Genomic DNA, 15633 nt, shown 5'->3' on the forward strand with positions numbered 1-15633 from the left:
AGATATCCAATATCCCTAGCTATAGGTAATTTGGAATAAACCTTCTTTTAAAAATAGGTATTTATGATATGGAGCTTAATTGACATCTTTAAAATGTTAAAATAATTTTAACATTGTGTTTTCTTAACAATAACACCGACTTATTTCTTAGCTTAGAGCCAAAATTTTTAACCCATGAAACAACTAATTCTTACTTTCTTGTTGGGTACATTTGCTTTAAGTGCTCAAGAGAATCCCAAATGGATGCGACATGCAGCTATTTCTCCAGACGGAACAGAAATTGTATTTACCTATAAAGGAGATTTGTATAAGGTGTCATCTAGTGGCGGAGATGCTACACAATTAACCTATCACAAAGCTCACGATTATAAAGCTATTTGGAGTAAAGATGGTTCTAAAATTGCTTTTGCATCTGACAGATATGGAAATTTTGACATCTATGTAATGGATGCCAAAGGTGGTGAAGCAAATAGACTTACCTTCCACTCTAACGATGAGCATCCTTACACATTTGCTTCCAATGACAAAGAGATCATTTTTGGAGCATTAAGACAAGATGATGTAAAACACAGACAATATCCTCATAGATCTCAATCTGAATTGTATAGCGTTCCTGTAAAATCTGGAAAAGTAAATCAACTATTTACTATTCCTGTTGAATATGTTCAGGTTTCAAAAAATGGAAATATAATGGTGTATCATGACAAGAAAGGTGGAGAAAATGAATGGAGAAAACATCATAAATCTTCCATTACACGTGATATCTGGACTTACAATAAGAAAACTGATACACATAAAATGATTACCTCATTCGCTGGTGAAGACAGACAGCCTGTTTTTACTACCGATGAAAAAAGTATTTACTATTTGAGTGAAAAAAGTGGAAGCTTTAATGTACATAAACTTAATCTTTCCAATCCGAACCAAGATCAACAACTTACAAAGTTTAAATTACACCCTGTGCGTTTTTTAAGTATGGGGAACGGAACTTTATGTTTTGGTTATGATGGAGAAATATATACCATGAAAGATGGTAGAAGCCCTAAAAAAGTTAAAATCACCGTAAGAACGCAAGACAAAGACAATTCAGACAAGTTTGTTTCTGTAAATGGTGGTATTCGCGAAATGGCTGTTTCTCCGAACGGAAAAGAGATTGCTTTTATAGCTCGTGGTGAAGTTTTTGTGACTTCAGTAGATAAATCATTCACAAAAAGACTCACTAATACGCCTCAACAAGAACGTTTTGTTACTTGGGGGCCTGAAGGAAAGTCTGTAGTATATAGCAGTGAAAGAAACGGAAAATGGAGTATTTATAAAACAGAAAAAGTGCGCAAAGAAGAACCTTTCTTTTATGCTGCAACCCTTCTTAAAGAAGAAACTGTTATTGAAAATAAATATGACAATTACTTACCTAAATATTCTCCAGATGGAAAAAAACTTGCTTTTATAGAAGGAAGAAGAACACTAAAAGTAAAAGATGTAAAGAGCAATAAAGACATTACCTTACTCACTCCTAAAGATTTGTTTCATATGAGAGACGGAGACAAATATTATACATGGAGTCCAGATAGTAAATGGTTGTTAGTAGATTGGGCTAAAACGCTAAGCAATAGTGAAGTCTTACTAATGGCCGCTGACGGTTCGAAAAGAGTTAATCTTAATGAAAGTGGTTACTATGATTCTTATCCTAAATGGGTAAATGGAGGAAAACAAATGATTTGGTTTAGTAATAAAAATGGGTTAAAATCCTATGCCACTAGTGGTCGTTCTCAAAGTGATGTATACAGTATGTTCTTTACTCAAGGAGCTTGGGATGAATTCAACTTAAGTGATGAAGATTATAAATTAGCTCAAGCTATTAAAGAAGAAGAGAAGAAAGCAAAAGAGAAAGCTAAGAAAGATAAAAAGGACGACAAGAAGAAAACTTCTAAAAAGAAGGATGATAAGAAAAAGAAAGAAACGAAGTTAACTTTTGATTGGGATCACATGAAAGATAGAACTCGTAGATTAACTATTCACTCATCTAATTTGGGAGATGCTGTGCTTTCTAAAAAAGGAGATGTTCTTTATTACTTAGCAAGCTTTGAAGGAAGACAAAATCTTTGGAGTACAAATCTACGTACCAGAGAAACCAAAATGGTTATGAAGTTAAATGCTGGAGGTGGAAGTTTACAATGGGATAAACAAATGAAAAACCTTTACTTGTTAAGCGGAGGAAGAATAGCAAGTATCAATCCTGCATCAAAAAAGAGAAAAAGTGTTGCTATTAGAGGTGAGATGAAGTTAGATGCAGATGCAGAAAGAAGAGCTATGTTCAACCATGTGTGGATTCGTACTAATGCAATTTTTTATCACCCTGATTTCCATGGTGTAAATTGGAAAAAAATGAAAACAGAGTATGAAAAATACCTTCCTTATATAGGAAACTCTTATGAGTTTTCTGAAATGCTTTCTGAAATGTTAGGAGAATTAAATGTTTCTCATGCTGGTGCCGGATATAACACTAGTATTCCAAATGCAGATGCAACAGCTTCATTAGGAATATTTATGAGCTATAAACACAAAGGTGATGGAATTTTAATTGATGAAATCATCAAAGGCGGACCTCTTGACAAAGCCAAGTTTAATGTAACTGCAGGGATGATTATTGAAAAGATAGATGGTGAAACTGTAGATAAGAATCAAGATGTTGCAAAGTACCTGAATAGAAAATCTGGAAAATTTGTGTTACTAGATATCCTTGATCCAACAACAAAGAAAAAACAAACCATTACTGTAAAACCTATTTCTTTAGGAGCTGAAAACCGTTTGTTATACAATCGTTGGGTAAAAATTAATGAGAAAGAAGTAGAGAAATTAAGTAACGGTCAATTAGGATATGTTCATATTCCTGGAATGAGTGATGGCCCTTATCGTAGTATATATCAAGACATGATGGGTAAATATGCTGATAGAAAAGGAGTAATTATAGACACACGTTTCAATGGTGGTGGAGATTTAGTTGCCGACTTAGCTATGTTTTTCACAGGAGTTCCATTTATTACTTATGCTACTGAAGCTAAAGTTGTAGGTGGAGAACCTACATCACGTTGGACAAAACCAACATTATCCATTTTTAATGAAAGTATGTATTCAGATGGGCATTGTTATGCGCAAGGATATACCGACCTGAAAATTGGTAAAACTGTTGGAATGCCAGTACCTGGTACTTGTAGTTTTGCAGGTTGGGAAGGCTTACCAAATGGTTCTTATTGGGGAGTTGTTCCTGTAAGTGCTAAAAACATCGATGGAAAATGGATGGAAAATTTACAAACAGAACCAACTATTAAAGTTAAAAATATGCCCGGAGTTATAGACAAAGGGCGAGATCAACAACTAGAAAGATCAGTTGCTGAAATGCTAAAAGATGTAAAATAAATTAAAAACTCCTCGACATAAATTCGAGGAGTTTTTTTTTGACAACTTTTAATATTCTATGTCTCAATAATTTCTTCATGAACATCTTTATAATCCCAGATTTTGAAAAATTCATTTTGATCAAGATCTGCTAATATCCATGCCTTAGCTACATGTTCAACTCCAAAAATATCTGACCAGAAATCAAGATCGTCAATTGCTTCAAACTCAACGTCAATAAAGCTTGATTCACCAGGTCTTAACGCTGTGTCAGATAAATTATGCCACCCGTTTCCTCCAACAGGTCTAGCAAATTCTGTTCCTTGAACATACACTCTTGTATTGTTAAATATAATATTAGGTTTACCCACTAGGTTTGTAGCGTAAGCACTGTTGCTTCCAGTAAACCTAATCGTAAAACGTTCTCCAACATTAATGTTGTCTCCTTCTCTTGAAGTTATTCTAGAAGCTAATCTAAGATAACTTTGAATGTTGTCATACAATGATTCTGCACTCATGATTTTAAATTTTAATGATTAATAACATCACAAAGTTGCATTGAAACAACAACAGACACCTTCTGTAATACCCTGTTTCTTTATAGGGAAAAATAGACTTTATTACGGGTTTTCTCTAATAAAGATATGTACGTGATTTTCTTATTCAACTCAAGGAAAACAACCTAGGATTCCTTCTGTCTAATTTCAATAGAAATCAATGTAGTTAGTGCACAATGGAAAAATTTCATAAAGCTATAGAAGGATATACAAGAGCAACAATTCATGTAATGAATTTTGAAGACTAAATTTCAAGAAGCATCCCTCCCAAACAATGTCCCCTTGTGGTTTGGGAAACGGATACCCCCTAAGGTTAAATTCTACCTTAACTTTTTCTTTATCATGTAATACTCAATCTGTTTTGAAAACAGATAGTTTAAAACTTTAGATAAAATTAATAGCAATCAATAGAATTATCTACAGGGTTTTTCCCCTTTTTATTTCAACTATATCTAATACACATTTCTACCAAAGTTTTCAGTAGAATTTAATATTTGTTTAAGATATTTTTTAAGTTTGCTGAAATTAGAGACTTGATGATCAACCCAATGAGAATTTTGTTAGTGTTTTTTACACTAACACTCACTACTATTGATGCTCAGCATTCTGTTGCTAGAGATTGGAACGAAGAGCTTTTAGAAGCAATTCGTAATGATTATGCTAGACCAACAGTGCATGCAAGAAACCTGTTTCATAGTTCAATTATTATGTATGATGCTTGGGCTATTTTTGATGATACGGCAGAAACTATTTTCTTAGGAAAGACATTTGGAGGATATACTTGTAATTTTGATGGAATAGCAACTCCTACAGACAAAGAATATGCTACACATCAAATAATGAGCTATGCAATGTATCGTTTGTTAACTCACAGATTTGCTAACTCGCCTGGTGCAACAGCTTCTTTAGATGCTTTTACAACATTGTTTCAATCTTATGGTTATGGTCCAAATTTTACGACAACAGATTATTCTAACAATTCTTATGCTGCATTAGGAAATTATTTAGCTGAACAAATGATTGCATTCGGAATGCAAGATGGGGCCAACGAAATTAACGGATATGATAATCAGCACTATCTACCTGAAAATTCACCACTCATTTTAGAGTTATATGAAGATAATTTATTAAATGACCCAAATGCTTGGCAGCCTCTGGCTTTTGATGTTTTTGTAGATCAGAGTGGAAACCCTTTTCCTTTGAATACTCCCGAGTTTTTGAGTCCCGAATGGGGAGAAGTGACTCCTTTTTCTTTACGTCCTGAAGATTTAGAGATTCTTAATAATGGATTTGATTGCTATGTGTACAACGATCCTGGACCTCCTGTATACATCCAAAATTCAACTATGAATGGAATAGAAGATCCTTATAAATGGCATTTTGCTTTAGTTATTGCTTGGTCCGCTCATTTAGATCCTGCTGATAACACTATGATTGATATTTCTCCAAGCTCTATAGGAAATGTAGACATCTCTTCTTTCCCTACAACTTTTGAAGAGTATAAGAATTTTTATGATTTCACAAACGGTGGTGATATTGGAACAGGACATGCTATCAACCCAACCACAAATGCTCCTTATACAACTCAAATGGTCAAAAGGGCAGATTACGCTAGAGTATTAGCAGAATTTTGGGCAGATGGTCCAGATTCAGAAACTCCTCCTGGTCATTGGTTTACATTACTTAATTATGTGAGTGATCATCCTCAAACTGTCAAAAAATTTAAAGGAGAAGGCGCTGTGTTAAGCAATTTAGAATGGGATGTGAAAAGTTATTTGATACTTGGTGGTGCCATGCATGATTCGGCTGTAAATACTTGGGGAGTAAAAGGTTATTATGATTATATCAGACCTATTTCTGCGATACGATATATGGCAGCAAAAGGACAAAGCACCAATCCTAATTTAAGTAATTTTGACCCTCATGGATTACCCTTAGTTTCTGGATTGATAGAATTGATAAAAATGGGAGATCCACTTGTTGGAGCTAATAATGAAAACCTAGGGAAAATTAAAATTAAATCTTGGAAAGGTCCAGATTATATTAATGATCCTGACACAGACGTTGCGGGGGTAGATTGGATTTTAGGAACACATTGGTGGCCTTATCAAAGGCCTACATTTGTTACTCCTCCTTTTGCAGGATATGTTTCAGGACACTCTACTTTTTCAAGAGCAGCTTCTGAGGCTTTAACCCTACTAACAGGAGATGCTTTCTTTCCTGGAGGAATGGGAACTTTTGATGTAATACAAAATGAATTCTTAGTTTTTGAAGAAGGACCTTCTGAAAGTTTTACGCTTCAATGGGCTACATATAGAGATGCTTCTGACCAAACAAGTTTATCAAGAATTTGGGGAGGTATCCACCCTCCTATTGATGATATTAGAGGAAGAGTTATTGGAGATAAAATTGGAAGAGAATCTTTCGCCTTAGCTGAACAATACTTTAATGGTACTTTAAGTGTTGATGACTTTCAACAAGAAAATGTCAAACCTGCTGTTTACCCAATTCCGTTTGAAAATCAGATTACAATTTCTAACAATTACAGCGGTGAATTAACGTTACAATTATTTGACATTCGAGGAAAAATGGTGTTTTCTCAAAAGAAAAACTTAAATGAATCTAGAACTGTTGATTTACCTAAACTATCTAATGGTGTTTATATTTTGAAAGGAATTTCATTGGATAGCAAACTAGTCATTCAAAAGAAATTAATCAAATAGAAAAGTACGCTCTTTCAAAAGAGCGTACTGATGAGTAAGATTTTAAGCGAAGATTATTTAGATCTCAAGCTTTTCCAGTTTTTATTGGCAGTTTTAATAAGCTTAGGTTCTTTTTCTGAAATCCATAATTGTTTAGCATCTACTTCTAAATCATTTAAGAACAAATAGTATTTACCATTACTGATAACAAACTTGTTTGGATCAACTCTAAATTTAGCTCCTACGTATACTCCAAAAGCGCAGAAACCTCCATATTGTGGTAAATATTTAGTTGGATTTTTATCAAATTTCTCCTTTTGCTCAGCTGATGTAAAATAATAAGCTATCTTGTTATGAATAGTCTTAAATTGTTTTGTTCCTCTTTGTGCTAATCCCATATCTAAGTAGGAAACTGCACTATATCCTTGTAATGCAATATTACTGTCGTCAATATTATTTTCTTTCTTGTTTTGCGAAAAACCTAATGCACTTGTAAGTATAAAAATGATTGCAAGTACTAATGATTTAATTGTTGTTTTCATTTTAAAATTCTTTTAAATTTTTATTAATTTGATTACTAGTTTGCGTTGAAGTATTCTTCCTGAATTACTTCACCTTTTGCATTCCAAAGACGTCTTATTATCTCGTGCCAATAGATTTTAGAATCATCTTTCATGGTAAAATCAAAGGTGAATTCAGATGCAGAAACGTTTCCATCAACTATTGTATAATGATGGGTAATTCCGTTAACAGTAGCAATTGAACCAGCAAAGCCTTCCATTTTTTCTACCATTTGTTGTTTATTAGATGTAACTGCTCCATTATAATCTGAAGTAGTTGCGTTTTCAGCAAAAAACTGTTGTACAGCTTCTACAATTGCGCCTTTAGACACTATTGCATCCATTTGAGATGCTTGCTCTTTAATGTTCATCTTAATTATTTTTTTATTAAACTCTCTTGTTTTGCAATTCTACAATTACACTACAAAAGTCTAAATGAAGGCTAAAAGAAAGCGTATAAAAAACAGGATAAAAGTTGTACTTATTTTGCGTAACTAGAAGGAGAAATGCCTACGTATTTAGAAAAGAATGAAGAAAAATTATTGGGTTCTTCAAAGCCTAAAGTATAAGCCACTTCTTTAACCGTGACTTTTTCTGAAAGCATTTTTTTTGCAGAGTTAATAAGCTCATACCTAATCATTTGCCCTAAAGAAAGGTTCATCTTAAACTTTACTTTTTTTGACAATGTATTAACACTCATATTCATTCGATCTGCATAAAAGCCTAGTGAGTGTTGTTCTTTATGAAATAATTGAATAAGTTCTAATAGGTTTTGAGAAAATTGATCTCTACGTTGGTAATCAAAATTATCTCGAAATTCTTTAGGAGTTTGCCCCACTTTCTTCTTAAAAAAACGATTGAAATAAGCAGGGTCTTTATAACCTTGCTCATAAGCAATTTCTTTTATGCTTTTATCTGTAAAAGCCAGTTCTTTCTTATTCTCATCAATATGTTTTTTTCGTATCAAATTACTAATAGTAATTCCAACTCTGTTCTTCATCAAATGCTTTACATTGTACTTAGAATTGGTAAAATAATCTGACAGTTTTTTTACATTGATTTGTTCTGAATATTCTTTATCAATAATATCTTTAATATCAAAAATAATTTGATATTCATCTTTTGTAGCTCCAAAAGGATTTTGCCAAAACCATTGTTCTGTTGAAACATCTATCAAGCTATGCATATTATCATTAAAAGTTGTAGATGATAAGAATTGTTTACAATCTTTACAGTCATTAAAATTTATGTATCCTAATGAAACTAAGTGTTTAAAGAGTACACGAACATCTTTTGAATTGAACATGACTTCATCAGAAAATTCAATAAATCGGACGATAAAATTATCTGACATGAACTTTATATATTGCCCTTTATTAAGATAGATTATCTTGTCTTCCCAATCACTGTAATTCTTAAAATCTACCTGAATATTACCTGATCCTTCTAAGATGTGTACTAGTGTATATTGATTGATAAAATATACCTTATTGATTTCTGCCGTGAACTTACTGACCAATGTAGTTTAGTTTGATGCCTACTAAGTCGTTAAAAATGATTATTGCTAACAATCATTGTTATACTTCAATTCTATAGCATAAAACTAAAAGCTATTTTAGCATCATAATGTTGTTATAGTTTACTAACTCGTTGTAGTTTTATAACATACTATTGTAGTATCTTTATTGTGAGAAAATTTTCTATTATGGATGATGTAAAACTTCAAATTGTACTTATAGTAGCCGCTTTTTTAGTGTTAATTTCATTGATGGCAATTACCAAAAGGATTACAAAAAAAGTGACATTGGTAAAAAATTTAGAGCCTAATCGTAAAAAGGTAGTTGAAAACACCTTTTATTTTGCTTACTACGTGGTCTTTTTTGTCGCTGTAATTCTAATTCTTGGAATTAAACTTGAAGACCTTTCTATTTTCTTTTCATCTTTACTAGCCATTATTGGTATTGCTTTTTTCGCGCAATGGTCTTTGCTCTCAAATTTAACTGCTAGTGTAATTATTTTCTTTTATCATCCACTAAAAATTGGAGATCGAGTAAAAGTACTTGATAAAGAGTTTGACTTTTCAGGTACTGTTAAAAATATGACTGGTTTTTATGTTTTGATAGAAACTGATGAAGGCAGAGAGGTTACTGTTCCTAACTCTATTATACTTCAAAAAGGAACAGAGTTTTTGAATAATTCTTAAAAATCAACTACAATTCCAATACTAGGGATTGGAATTCCAGAATCTTGTTCTACTTCAGTAAGACTAATAGGGTTTATGATAGTTCCTTGATCGTCTCTATTTAAACCATACTCTGGTGGTAATGGAATATCTTGCGCTAAAATATTCTGAACTTCTAAAAAGATATTCAAAGACCACTTAGAGTAATTCCATTTCTTGTCTACACGAATATCTAATTGACTAAATGTATTCAGCTTCTCTTCTCCTAGTCTACTATAATCTAAAGTGATTTCTGGATATGTTAGCAACGTTTGACTCAAATCAGTAGGTACATATGGCGTTTTCCCAGCAAAGCGATAACGAGAGCTAATCTCCCAATTTTTGTTCAATTTATATCCACCTACGAAAGAAATCAAATGTCTACTATCCCATACCGATGGAATATATTTTGAAGTGTCAAACCCAGTAAATTCACTAAAGAAATAAGTGTATGAAAAGATTCCGTAAAAATTATTTGTGAGTTTTTGTTGATACTGGAATTCTAAACCATAACTTCTTCCCTTACCTACTGTTTCTATGTCTTCATTACCTAAGACTTCAAAATCTGCACCTTTGTTAGCCAACGAAACTTGATCTAAAACAGAAACAGGATAATTATCATATTTCTTATAAAATCCTTCTAGAGAAACTATAGTTGATGGAGATGGTATGTATTGAAACCCTAATACATAATGATCACTGCTTGTATACTTAGCATTTTGATTTATAAGATTAGATATATTATTCCTGAATCCTAAAATCGTATATGGAGGCAATTTATAATATCTTCCAACAGTTGCGCTTATTCTCCAATCTTGAATAAACTCATATGACAAAGATAATCTTGGAGAAAATGTAGAGAGAAGATTGGTATTTGTAAAACCATCACTATCCAAACGAAAACCAGCAGATATATCCAATCGATCATTGAAAAATGATCTAGCAGAATTAATAAACACTCCATATTTCATGAAATCAATTTCAGTATCAAAAAATATGTTATCAGTATTATTAACAGTATTGTTGGTATAGTAAGAATATTGTGCGTTAAATCCGGCAGTAACCTTCCAATCATTAGCAAACTTAGTAAACAGATATCTTAATTTTGTTTCCGATTCTATAGCATCATTTTTAAAAATCACTCCGCTTTCATTCTCAGGATCTTGATAGGTTGTAAAAATATTCTTTAATCTATTGTTACTTAAGGTTGTTTGCATAAATCCGCTACCATCTTGAAATCTTTTTCTCCAAGTAATACCAATTGAATTGGTTCTTTGTTCGATAAAAGGAGCTTGATCTAAAACAAGTTGCGCTTCTTCATCGAATTCATCCGGAGCTTCTACCGTAAAATCATCTATAGAGCCTAATCCTAGTATATACAAATTGTTGTATTCATCAATTTCATGTGATATTTTATATTGGTAATCCCAATAGTTAGGTCTAATGGGTAATCCTATCAGTTTAAAAAGTGCTTGTAGATAACTTCTTCTTACAGAAAACAAGAAACTTGTTTTACTTTCTTTTTCTTCTCTTTTGAATAAAGGTCCTTCTAGCGTAAAAGCTGCATCTGTAGCACTTACTCGAACATTTGTGTTGAAATTTTCTTTATTTCCATCTCGTTGTTTAAACTGCAATACACCTGATAATGGATTATCATATTGCGCTCCAAAAGAAGAAGTAGACAATGTTACATCATTAATAAAGGATACATTGAGTAAACCTACCGGACCTCCTGCACTTCCTTGAGTAGCAAAATGGTTTATGTTTGGAATCTCCATTCCATCTAAATAATACACAGTCTCATTGGGTGCTCCACCACGAATAATAAGATCGTTACGAAAACCTCCTACTGAAGGGGAAACTCCTGGAAATGTCTGGGCCACACGTACAACATCATTATTACCACCTGGGTAAGTTGCAATCTCAACAGCAGATAAAGACTGAGTGGATAAAGGGGTTTCTTTAGGCCTACTAATTTTATTCTGATTGGTAAGTACAACTTCTTCTAGCTCTTCATTAGATTCAATAAGAACAAAATCAAATGATGGGTTTCCTTTTGATTTTATGATGATATTAAATTTCGTTTGAGATTTATACCCTAAAAAACTTACTGTAATATTATATGAATCAGGTGTTACATTTGCTATTCTATAGGTTCCTTTTTCATCTGTTATACTACCTTGATTGTTATTTAAAAATACGGTTGCCCCAAAAATAGGTGCTCCTTTTTCATCCAAAACTTTACCTTTAATAGTTGTTTTAATTTGCGAGTAAGCAACTGAAGTTATTAAAAGAAAAACCAGAAATAGTATATGTTTGCTAAGGGTGCTATTCATATCATAGTAATGAACTACAAAAATAAGCTTTCCATTTTACTCAATGTTTTCATAGAGTGTTAAGTTTGTGTAACTTTCTCATATTGTGAGCGTCTTAGAATTATCATGTTGTTAAAAAAGGAAGTCAAATCATTTTTAAAAGTATATCTATTTACTTGGATTACAACTTTCTTACTGTTTCTTTTAAATCTATTAAATCCAAGAATTAGTTTTATTGATTTATTAGAAAGTTACTGGCAGATTATTTCTTCTGCTTCTGGGCAACTTTTTCTCCATAGTATTGTCCTTGTTTTTTATTGCCTTTATTTATTGATTCGTTATTTCATTCGGGTCTATAGGAATAAAGGATTCAAAACTTTTATTGCACGTTTAACACTTCAATTCATGGTTCCCATATTCCTAATTTATTATGGAATAACTTCTGTTGTAGAAAGTAATAGCAAGGAAGACTTTTCTTACTCATGGGATTATAGTATAGAGAATAAAACAGATACTGTCCAAAATCTTTATTCAATTGATCAGAAACATCGCGGGATGACTGTTTATGCTTTAGGTAGAAACAATCGTACAAATATTCAAGAGATTATTAGAAATAATATTGAGTGGGTTGTGGTCCTGCCCTATTTCTATCAGGAAAATGAACAAACCAATTCTATTAGAAACCCTAAAGAAATAGGAAAATGGTCTCAACGAGATTCTATGTTTATTAAAAGTATAGAACAGCTTCATCAAAACAATATTCGTGTTCATTTAAAACCTCATTTATGGATGTCTTCTGGATGGAGATCAAACATCAATTTCAAGAATCAAGAAGACTGGAATAATTGGTTTGAATCGTATCGAAAGACCATTTTACATTATGCAGCAATGGCTGAAAAAACAAAAACCGAATTGTTTTGTATTGGTACTGAGTTAAGAAGTTCTATTAGAAATCAACCTGATTTATGGATGCAGTTAATTAAAGAAATCAAAACTATCTACTCCGGTAAACTCACCTATGCAGCTAATTGGGATGATCAATTTGACGTCATTCCTTTTTGGCATGAGTTAGATTATATAGGAGTTCAAGCTTACTTTCCTCTTACTCAAAATAGCAATCCGAATTTGAATGAAATAAAGGAAGGATGGGATAAACATATTGCAGTTTTACAAAAGCTATCTAATAAATACAACAAACAAATCTTATTTACTGAAGTTGGTTATAGGCCAGATAGAACAGCTACGAAAAAACCATGGGAATGGGGATCATTCTTCTCTCCTCTTTTTAAGAGAAAGTCTACTAAAACTCAATATTTAGCCTTTGAAGCTCTATATCAAAAACTATGGATTCAAGAGTGGTTTGCAGGAACTTATATATGGCAATGGGACAATAGTGATTTTGAGATAAAAGATGCGCCAGCACAGAATTGTATTGCTAAATGGTATTCTGTTTCTGATTAAAACAATGTTTTTACTATATATAAAGCCAAGACTATAACAACTAAAATTAATTTAATCATCATCTTCTAATTCAAAAAATTCATTTACAGAAACTTCAAAAACAGCAGACAACTTTAACGCTAGTAGCGTAGAAGGCACATAACGCCCTTTTTCAATAGAATTAATGGTTTGCCTTGAAACACCTACTTTCTGAGCCAATTGGTCTTGTGTAAGATCTTTAATAGCTCTTTGTACTTTAATTGTGTTTTTCATCTTATCTATTGTATCTTTTTAATTGATAAAAAACAGCAATTTGTACGACAAGCATAAACACTAATACTTGAAAATAGCTAAAACCGTTAGTTGCATCATCTCCATCAATAAGATAATCAACTGCGTATTCTATTTGTGGTTGAACAATTGCATATACTACACCTAATATAAAGGCTATACGATACGATTGTGATCGTAAAGAATCTATAAATTCATCTTCAATTTTATCTTTTGCTAAGGAAACAAGTAATAACCCTAGAACAAAAATGTTTCTTAAAACAGGTTTCACCCAAATAGGTTCATCTACAAATTTCTTAGCAATCATTAGTAGAAATGCAATTAAGACAACATATCCTCCTATTTTTTTGAATTTATGTGATAGCTGAAATCTATTCATCTTTTCTAAATGACTTCTTTCTTGTTCACATATTGACTTATTTTTCATGATTTATATTTTACAAATTGACAAATTAACTTATTATAATGACAAATATACTTTACATTTTGTAAAAAACAAAATAGAATTAAAAATATTTATCTAATTTTAGAAATCAATCAATTAAACTTTTTATTTATGTCAGAAAATTCAAATAAACCTAATGTTCTGTTTTGGATCATAGGTATTGTGGCTCTGCTATGGAATGCTATGGGTGTGAAAGCTTATTTAGATCAAGCTTATCAAACAGATGCTTTTAAAGAAATGTATAAAGATTCTCCAGAACTTTTAGAGATTGTAAATAATTTACCAAGTTGGTATACGGCATTATTTGCTATTGCTGTTTTTGGATCTACATTAGCATGTATTCTTTTACTGTTAAGAAAGAACTTAGCAAAGTTGCTATTTTTCCTATCACTAATAGCAGTAATTGTTCAAACAGGATATAATTTGTTTATGAATGATGGTAAAGAGCATTACGATGCTTTTCAATACAGTATGTTAATTTTAATTCCTGTTATTGCTGTCTTTTTATACTTATACTCTAAAAGCGCTAGTAGAAAAGGTTGGTTGTCTTAAAAAAAGAAGATTACAATCAAATATAAAGCAAAGCATCTCTATTAGAGGTGCTTTTTTATTCAAACATCATTCCTAAAAATTCGGCAATACAAGCGGGTTTTTCAAACCCATCAATTACAACAATACAAGAAAAAGTAACCTTTACACCTTGTCCTTGATCTTCAATATCTTTAATTGATGCATGTATTTGAAGTTTACTATTTACAGGAACTGGGTGTGGAAATCGTACATAGTTTAGGCCATAATTTAATCCCATTTTTAAACTATCAATTACAATTAAGTCTTCTAACATTTTTGATAGCAAAGCTAAAGACATAAAACCATGTGCGATTGTACTTTTGAATGGCGATTCTTTTTTGGCTCTTTCAACATCTACATGTACCCATTGTTTGTCTAGTGTTGCATTTGCAAAGTCATTAATCATTTCTTGAGTTACAGTAATCCAATCAGATTTAGGCAACTCTTTTCCAACCATAGACTTAAAATCCGATAAGTTTTTGAATCTTAACTTTTCCATATCTGGGTTCTTTATTTACCGAAGATATCACTTTTAATTTTGGGCAATTCAAGGTGATAACGAACTACAATTAAGCGAGTGATAATAATAACTGAAGCTCCAATGATAAAACTTATATGATCTGGTACAGATAATTTAATAGCTACTAAATATGATACTCCTCCTAACAAACATGCTGATGCATAGATTTCTTTCTTAAAAATTAAAGGCACTTGATTAGTTAATACATCACGAATAACTCCTCCGAAAACTGCAGAAACCATTCCCATTAACAAAGAAACAAATACTGGTAACCCAAAACTAAGTCCTTTTTGTAAGCCAAGAAGTGTAAAAACTCCAATTCCAACTGTATCAAATAAAAAGAAAGTTTTGCGTAAAGGAGCTATTTTACTTCTGAATAGGAAAGTAAAAAATACAGCAGTAAGTATCGTCCATATATAATTTAAATCCCCTATCCAGTTAATTGGATGTGCATTGATTAAAACATCTCTTAACATCCCTCCTCCTACAGCAGTTACAAAAGCGATGATTCCTACACCAAATAAATCGAAATCATTTCGCATAGCTACCAAAGCACCACTAATAGCAAAAGCAAATGTTCCGATAATATCTAAAGCATAAATGATATCCATTTCAA

General features: G+C 32.0%; 14 protein-coding genes. 5 read left to right on the forward strand and 9 right to left on the reverse strand.

What is annotated here, in order from left to right; all coding sequences use genetic code 11:
- The first annotated feature begins 174 nt into the window (after nucleotides 1–174).
- Nucleotides 175–3417 carry a S41 family peptidase gene (locus AAON49_RS07590; protein ID WP_349553866.1) on the forward strand — a complete coding sequence of 1081 codons (3243 nt, stop codon included), beginning with the start codon at nucleotides 175–177 and terminating at the stop codon, nucleotides 3415–3417.
- A gap of 56 nt (nucleotides 3418–3473) precedes the next feature.
- Here AAON49_RS07590 and AAON49_RS07595 read toward each other — a convergent pair whose 3' ends face one another.
- Nucleotides 3474–3914, reverse strand: coding sequence for a hypothetical protein (locus AAON49_RS07595; protein ID WP_349553867.1), 441 nt, complete (start codon nucleotides 3912–3914; stop codon nucleotides 3474–3476).
- Nucleotides 3915–4447: 533 nt separating this feature from the next.
- Here AAON49_RS07595 and AAON49_RS07600 point away from each other — a divergent pair.
- Nucleotides 4448–6676: a vanadium-dependent haloperoxidase gene (locus AAON49_RS07600; RefSeq protein WP_349553868.1), complete on the forward strand. Its 2229-nt coding sequence runs from the start codon at nucleotides 4448–4450 to the stop codon at nucleotides 6674–6676.
- A gap of 53 nt (nucleotides 6677–6729) precedes the next feature.
- Here AAON49_RS07600 and AAON49_RS07605 read toward each other — a convergent pair whose 3' ends face one another.
- The 3 genes from AAON49_RS07605 to AAON49_RS07615 form a co-directional block, all read right to left on the reverse strand.
- Nucleotides 6730–7197 carry a YHS domain-containing (seleno)protein gene (locus AAON49_RS07605; protein ID WP_349553869.1) on the reverse strand — a complete coding sequence of 156 codons (468 nt, stop codon included), beginning with the start codon at nucleotides 7195–7197 and terminating at the stop codon, nucleotides 6730–6732.
- A 35-nt stretch (nucleotides 7198–7232) separates the two neighbouring features.
- A complete protein-coding gene (locus AAON49_RS07610; protein ID WP_349553870.1) occupies nucleotides 7233–7586 on the reverse strand; it encodes a hypothetical protein in 354 nt (117 codons plus the stop codon).
- Nucleotides 7587–7696: 110 nt separating this feature from the next.
- Nucleotides 7697–8734, reverse strand: coding sequence for a helix-turn-helix domain-containing protein (locus AAON49_RS07615; RefSeq protein WP_349553871.1), 1038 nt, complete (start codon nucleotides 8732–8734; stop codon nucleotides 7697–7699).
- 186 nt (nucleotides 8735–8920) lie between these two features.
- Here AAON49_RS07615 and AAON49_RS07620 point away from each other — a divergent pair, with 186 nt between their 5' ends.
- Complete coding sequence (locus tag AAON49_RS07620; RefSeq protein WP_349553873.1) at nucleotides 8921–9418, forward strand: mechanosensitive ion channel domain-containing protein; 498 nt, start codon at nucleotides 8921–8923, stop codon at nucleotides 9416–9418.
- Here the strand turns inward: AAON49_RS07620 and AAON49_RS07625 are convergent.
- A complete protein-coding gene (locus tag AAON49_RS07625; RefSeq protein ID WP_349553874.1) occupies nucleotides 9415–11772 on the reverse strand; it encodes a TonB-dependent receptor in 2358 nt (785 codons plus the stop codon). The genes AAON49_RS07620 and AAON49_RS07625 overlap by 4 nt on opposite strands.
- Nucleotides 11773–12156: 384 nt before the next feature.
- Between AAON49_RS07625 and AAON49_RS07630 the strand changes: the two genes are divergently transcribed.
- A complete protein-coding gene (locus AAON49_RS07630) occupies nucleotides 12157–13212 on the forward strand; it encodes a glycoside hydrolase family 113 (RefSeq protein ID WP_349553875.1) in 1056 nt (351 codons plus the stop codon).
- Between the two features lie 51 nt (nucleotides 13213–13263).
- Here the strand turns inward: AAON49_RS07630 and AAON49_RS07635 are convergent, their stop codons facing one another.
- On the reverse strand, nucleotides 13264–13464 hold the full coding sequence (locus tag AAON49_RS07635) for a helix-turn-helix transcriptional regulator (protein ID WP_349553876.1): 201 nt from the start codon (nucleotides 13462–13464) through the stop codon (nucleotides 13264–13266).
- A 1-nt stretch (nucleotide 13465) separates the two neighbouring features.
- Nucleotides 13466–13909 carry a hypothetical protein gene (locus AAON49_RS07640; protein ID WP_349553877.1) on the reverse strand — a complete coding sequence of 148 codons (444 nt, stop codon included), beginning with the start codon at nucleotides 13907–13909 and terminating at the stop codon, nucleotides 13466–13468.
- Nucleotides 13910–14038: 129 nt separating this feature from the next.
- Here AAON49_RS07640 and AAON49_RS07645 point away from each other — a divergent pair, with 129 nt between their 5' ends.
- On the forward strand, nucleotides 14039–14479 hold the full coding sequence (locus AAON49_RS07645) for a hypothetical protein (RefSeq protein ID WP_349553878.1): 441 nt from the start codon (nucleotides 14039–14041) through the stop codon (nucleotides 14477–14479).
- Between the two features lie 55 nt (nucleotides 14480–14534).
- Here the strand turns inward: AAON49_RS07645 and AAON49_RS07650 are convergent, their stop codons facing one another.
- Both AAON49_RS07650 and AAON49_RS07655 read right to left on the reverse strand, forming a co-directional pair.
- Nucleotides 14535–14996 carry a MaoC family dehydratase gene (locus tag AAON49_RS07650; RefSeq protein WP_349553879.1) on the reverse strand — a complete coding sequence of 154 codons (462 nt, stop codon included), beginning with the start codon at nucleotides 14994–14996 and terminating at the stop codon, nucleotides 14535–14537.
- An 11-nt stretch (nucleotides 14997–15007) separates the two neighbouring features.
- Nucleotides 15008–15628, reverse strand: a complete 621-nt coding sequence (locus AAON49_RS07655) for a trimeric intracellular cation channel family protein (protein WP_349553880.1) — start codon at nucleotides 15626–15628, stop codon at nucleotides 15008–15010.
- Between the last annotated feature and the right edge of the window lie 5 nt (nucleotides 15629–15633).

This window comes from Pseudotenacibaculum sp. MALMAid0570, assembly GCF_040151415.1.
GTDB lineage: Bacteria > Bacteroidota > Bacteroidia > Flavobacteriales > Flavobacteriaceae > Polaribacter.

Excerpts from the sequence above, each read along its gene's own strand:
- AAON49_RS07645 (WP_349553878.1), top strand. The coding sequence starts at position 14,039 with ATGTCAGAAAATTCAAATAAACCTAATGTTCTGTTTTGGATCATAGGT.
- AAON49_RS07635 (WP_349553876.1), bottom strand. The coding sequence starts at position 13,464 with ATGAAAAACACAATTAAAGTACAAAGAGCTATTAAAGATCTTACACAA.
- AAON49_RS07590 (WP_349553866.1), top strand. The coding sequence starts at position 175 with ATGAAACAACTAATTCTTACTTTCTTGTTGGGTACATTTGCTTTAAGT.
- AAON49_RS07630 (WP_349553875.1), top strand. The coding sequence starts at position 12,157 with ATGGTTCCCATATTCCTAATTTATTATGGAATAACTTCTGTTGTAGAA.
- AAON49_RS07650 (WP_349553879.1), bottom strand. The coding sequence starts at position 14,996 with ATGGAAAAGTTAAGATTCAAAAACTTATCGGATTTTAAGTCTATGGTT.
- AAON49_RS07620 (WP_349553873.1), top strand. The coding sequence starts at position 8,921 with ATGGATGATGTAAAACTTCAAATTGTACTTATAGTAGCCGCTTTTTTA.
- AAON49_RS07655 (WP_349553880.1), bottom strand. The coding sequence starts at position 15,628 with ATGGATATCATTTATGCTTTAGATATTATCGGAACATTTGCTTTTGCT.
- AAON49_RS07610 (WP_349553870.1), bottom strand. The coding sequence starts at position 7,586 with ATGAACATTAAAGAGCAAGCATCTCAAATGGATGCAATAGTGTCTAAA.
- AAON49_RS07625 (WP_349553874.1), bottom strand. The coding sequence starts at position 11,772 with ATGAATAGCACCCTTAGCAAACATATACTATTTCTGGTTTTTCTTTTA.
- AAON49_RS07595 (WP_349553867.1), bottom strand. The coding sequence starts at position 3,914 with ATGAGTGCAGAATCATTGTATGACAACATTCAAAGTTATCTTAGATTA.
- AAON49_RS07640 (WP_349553877.1), bottom strand. The coding sequence starts at position 13,909 with ATGAAAAATAAGTCAATATGTGAACAAGAAAGAAGTCATTTAGAAAAG.
- AAON49_RS07605 (WP_349553869.1), bottom strand. The coding sequence starts at position 7,197 with ATGAAAACAACAATTAAATCATTAGTACTTGCAATCATTTTTATACTT.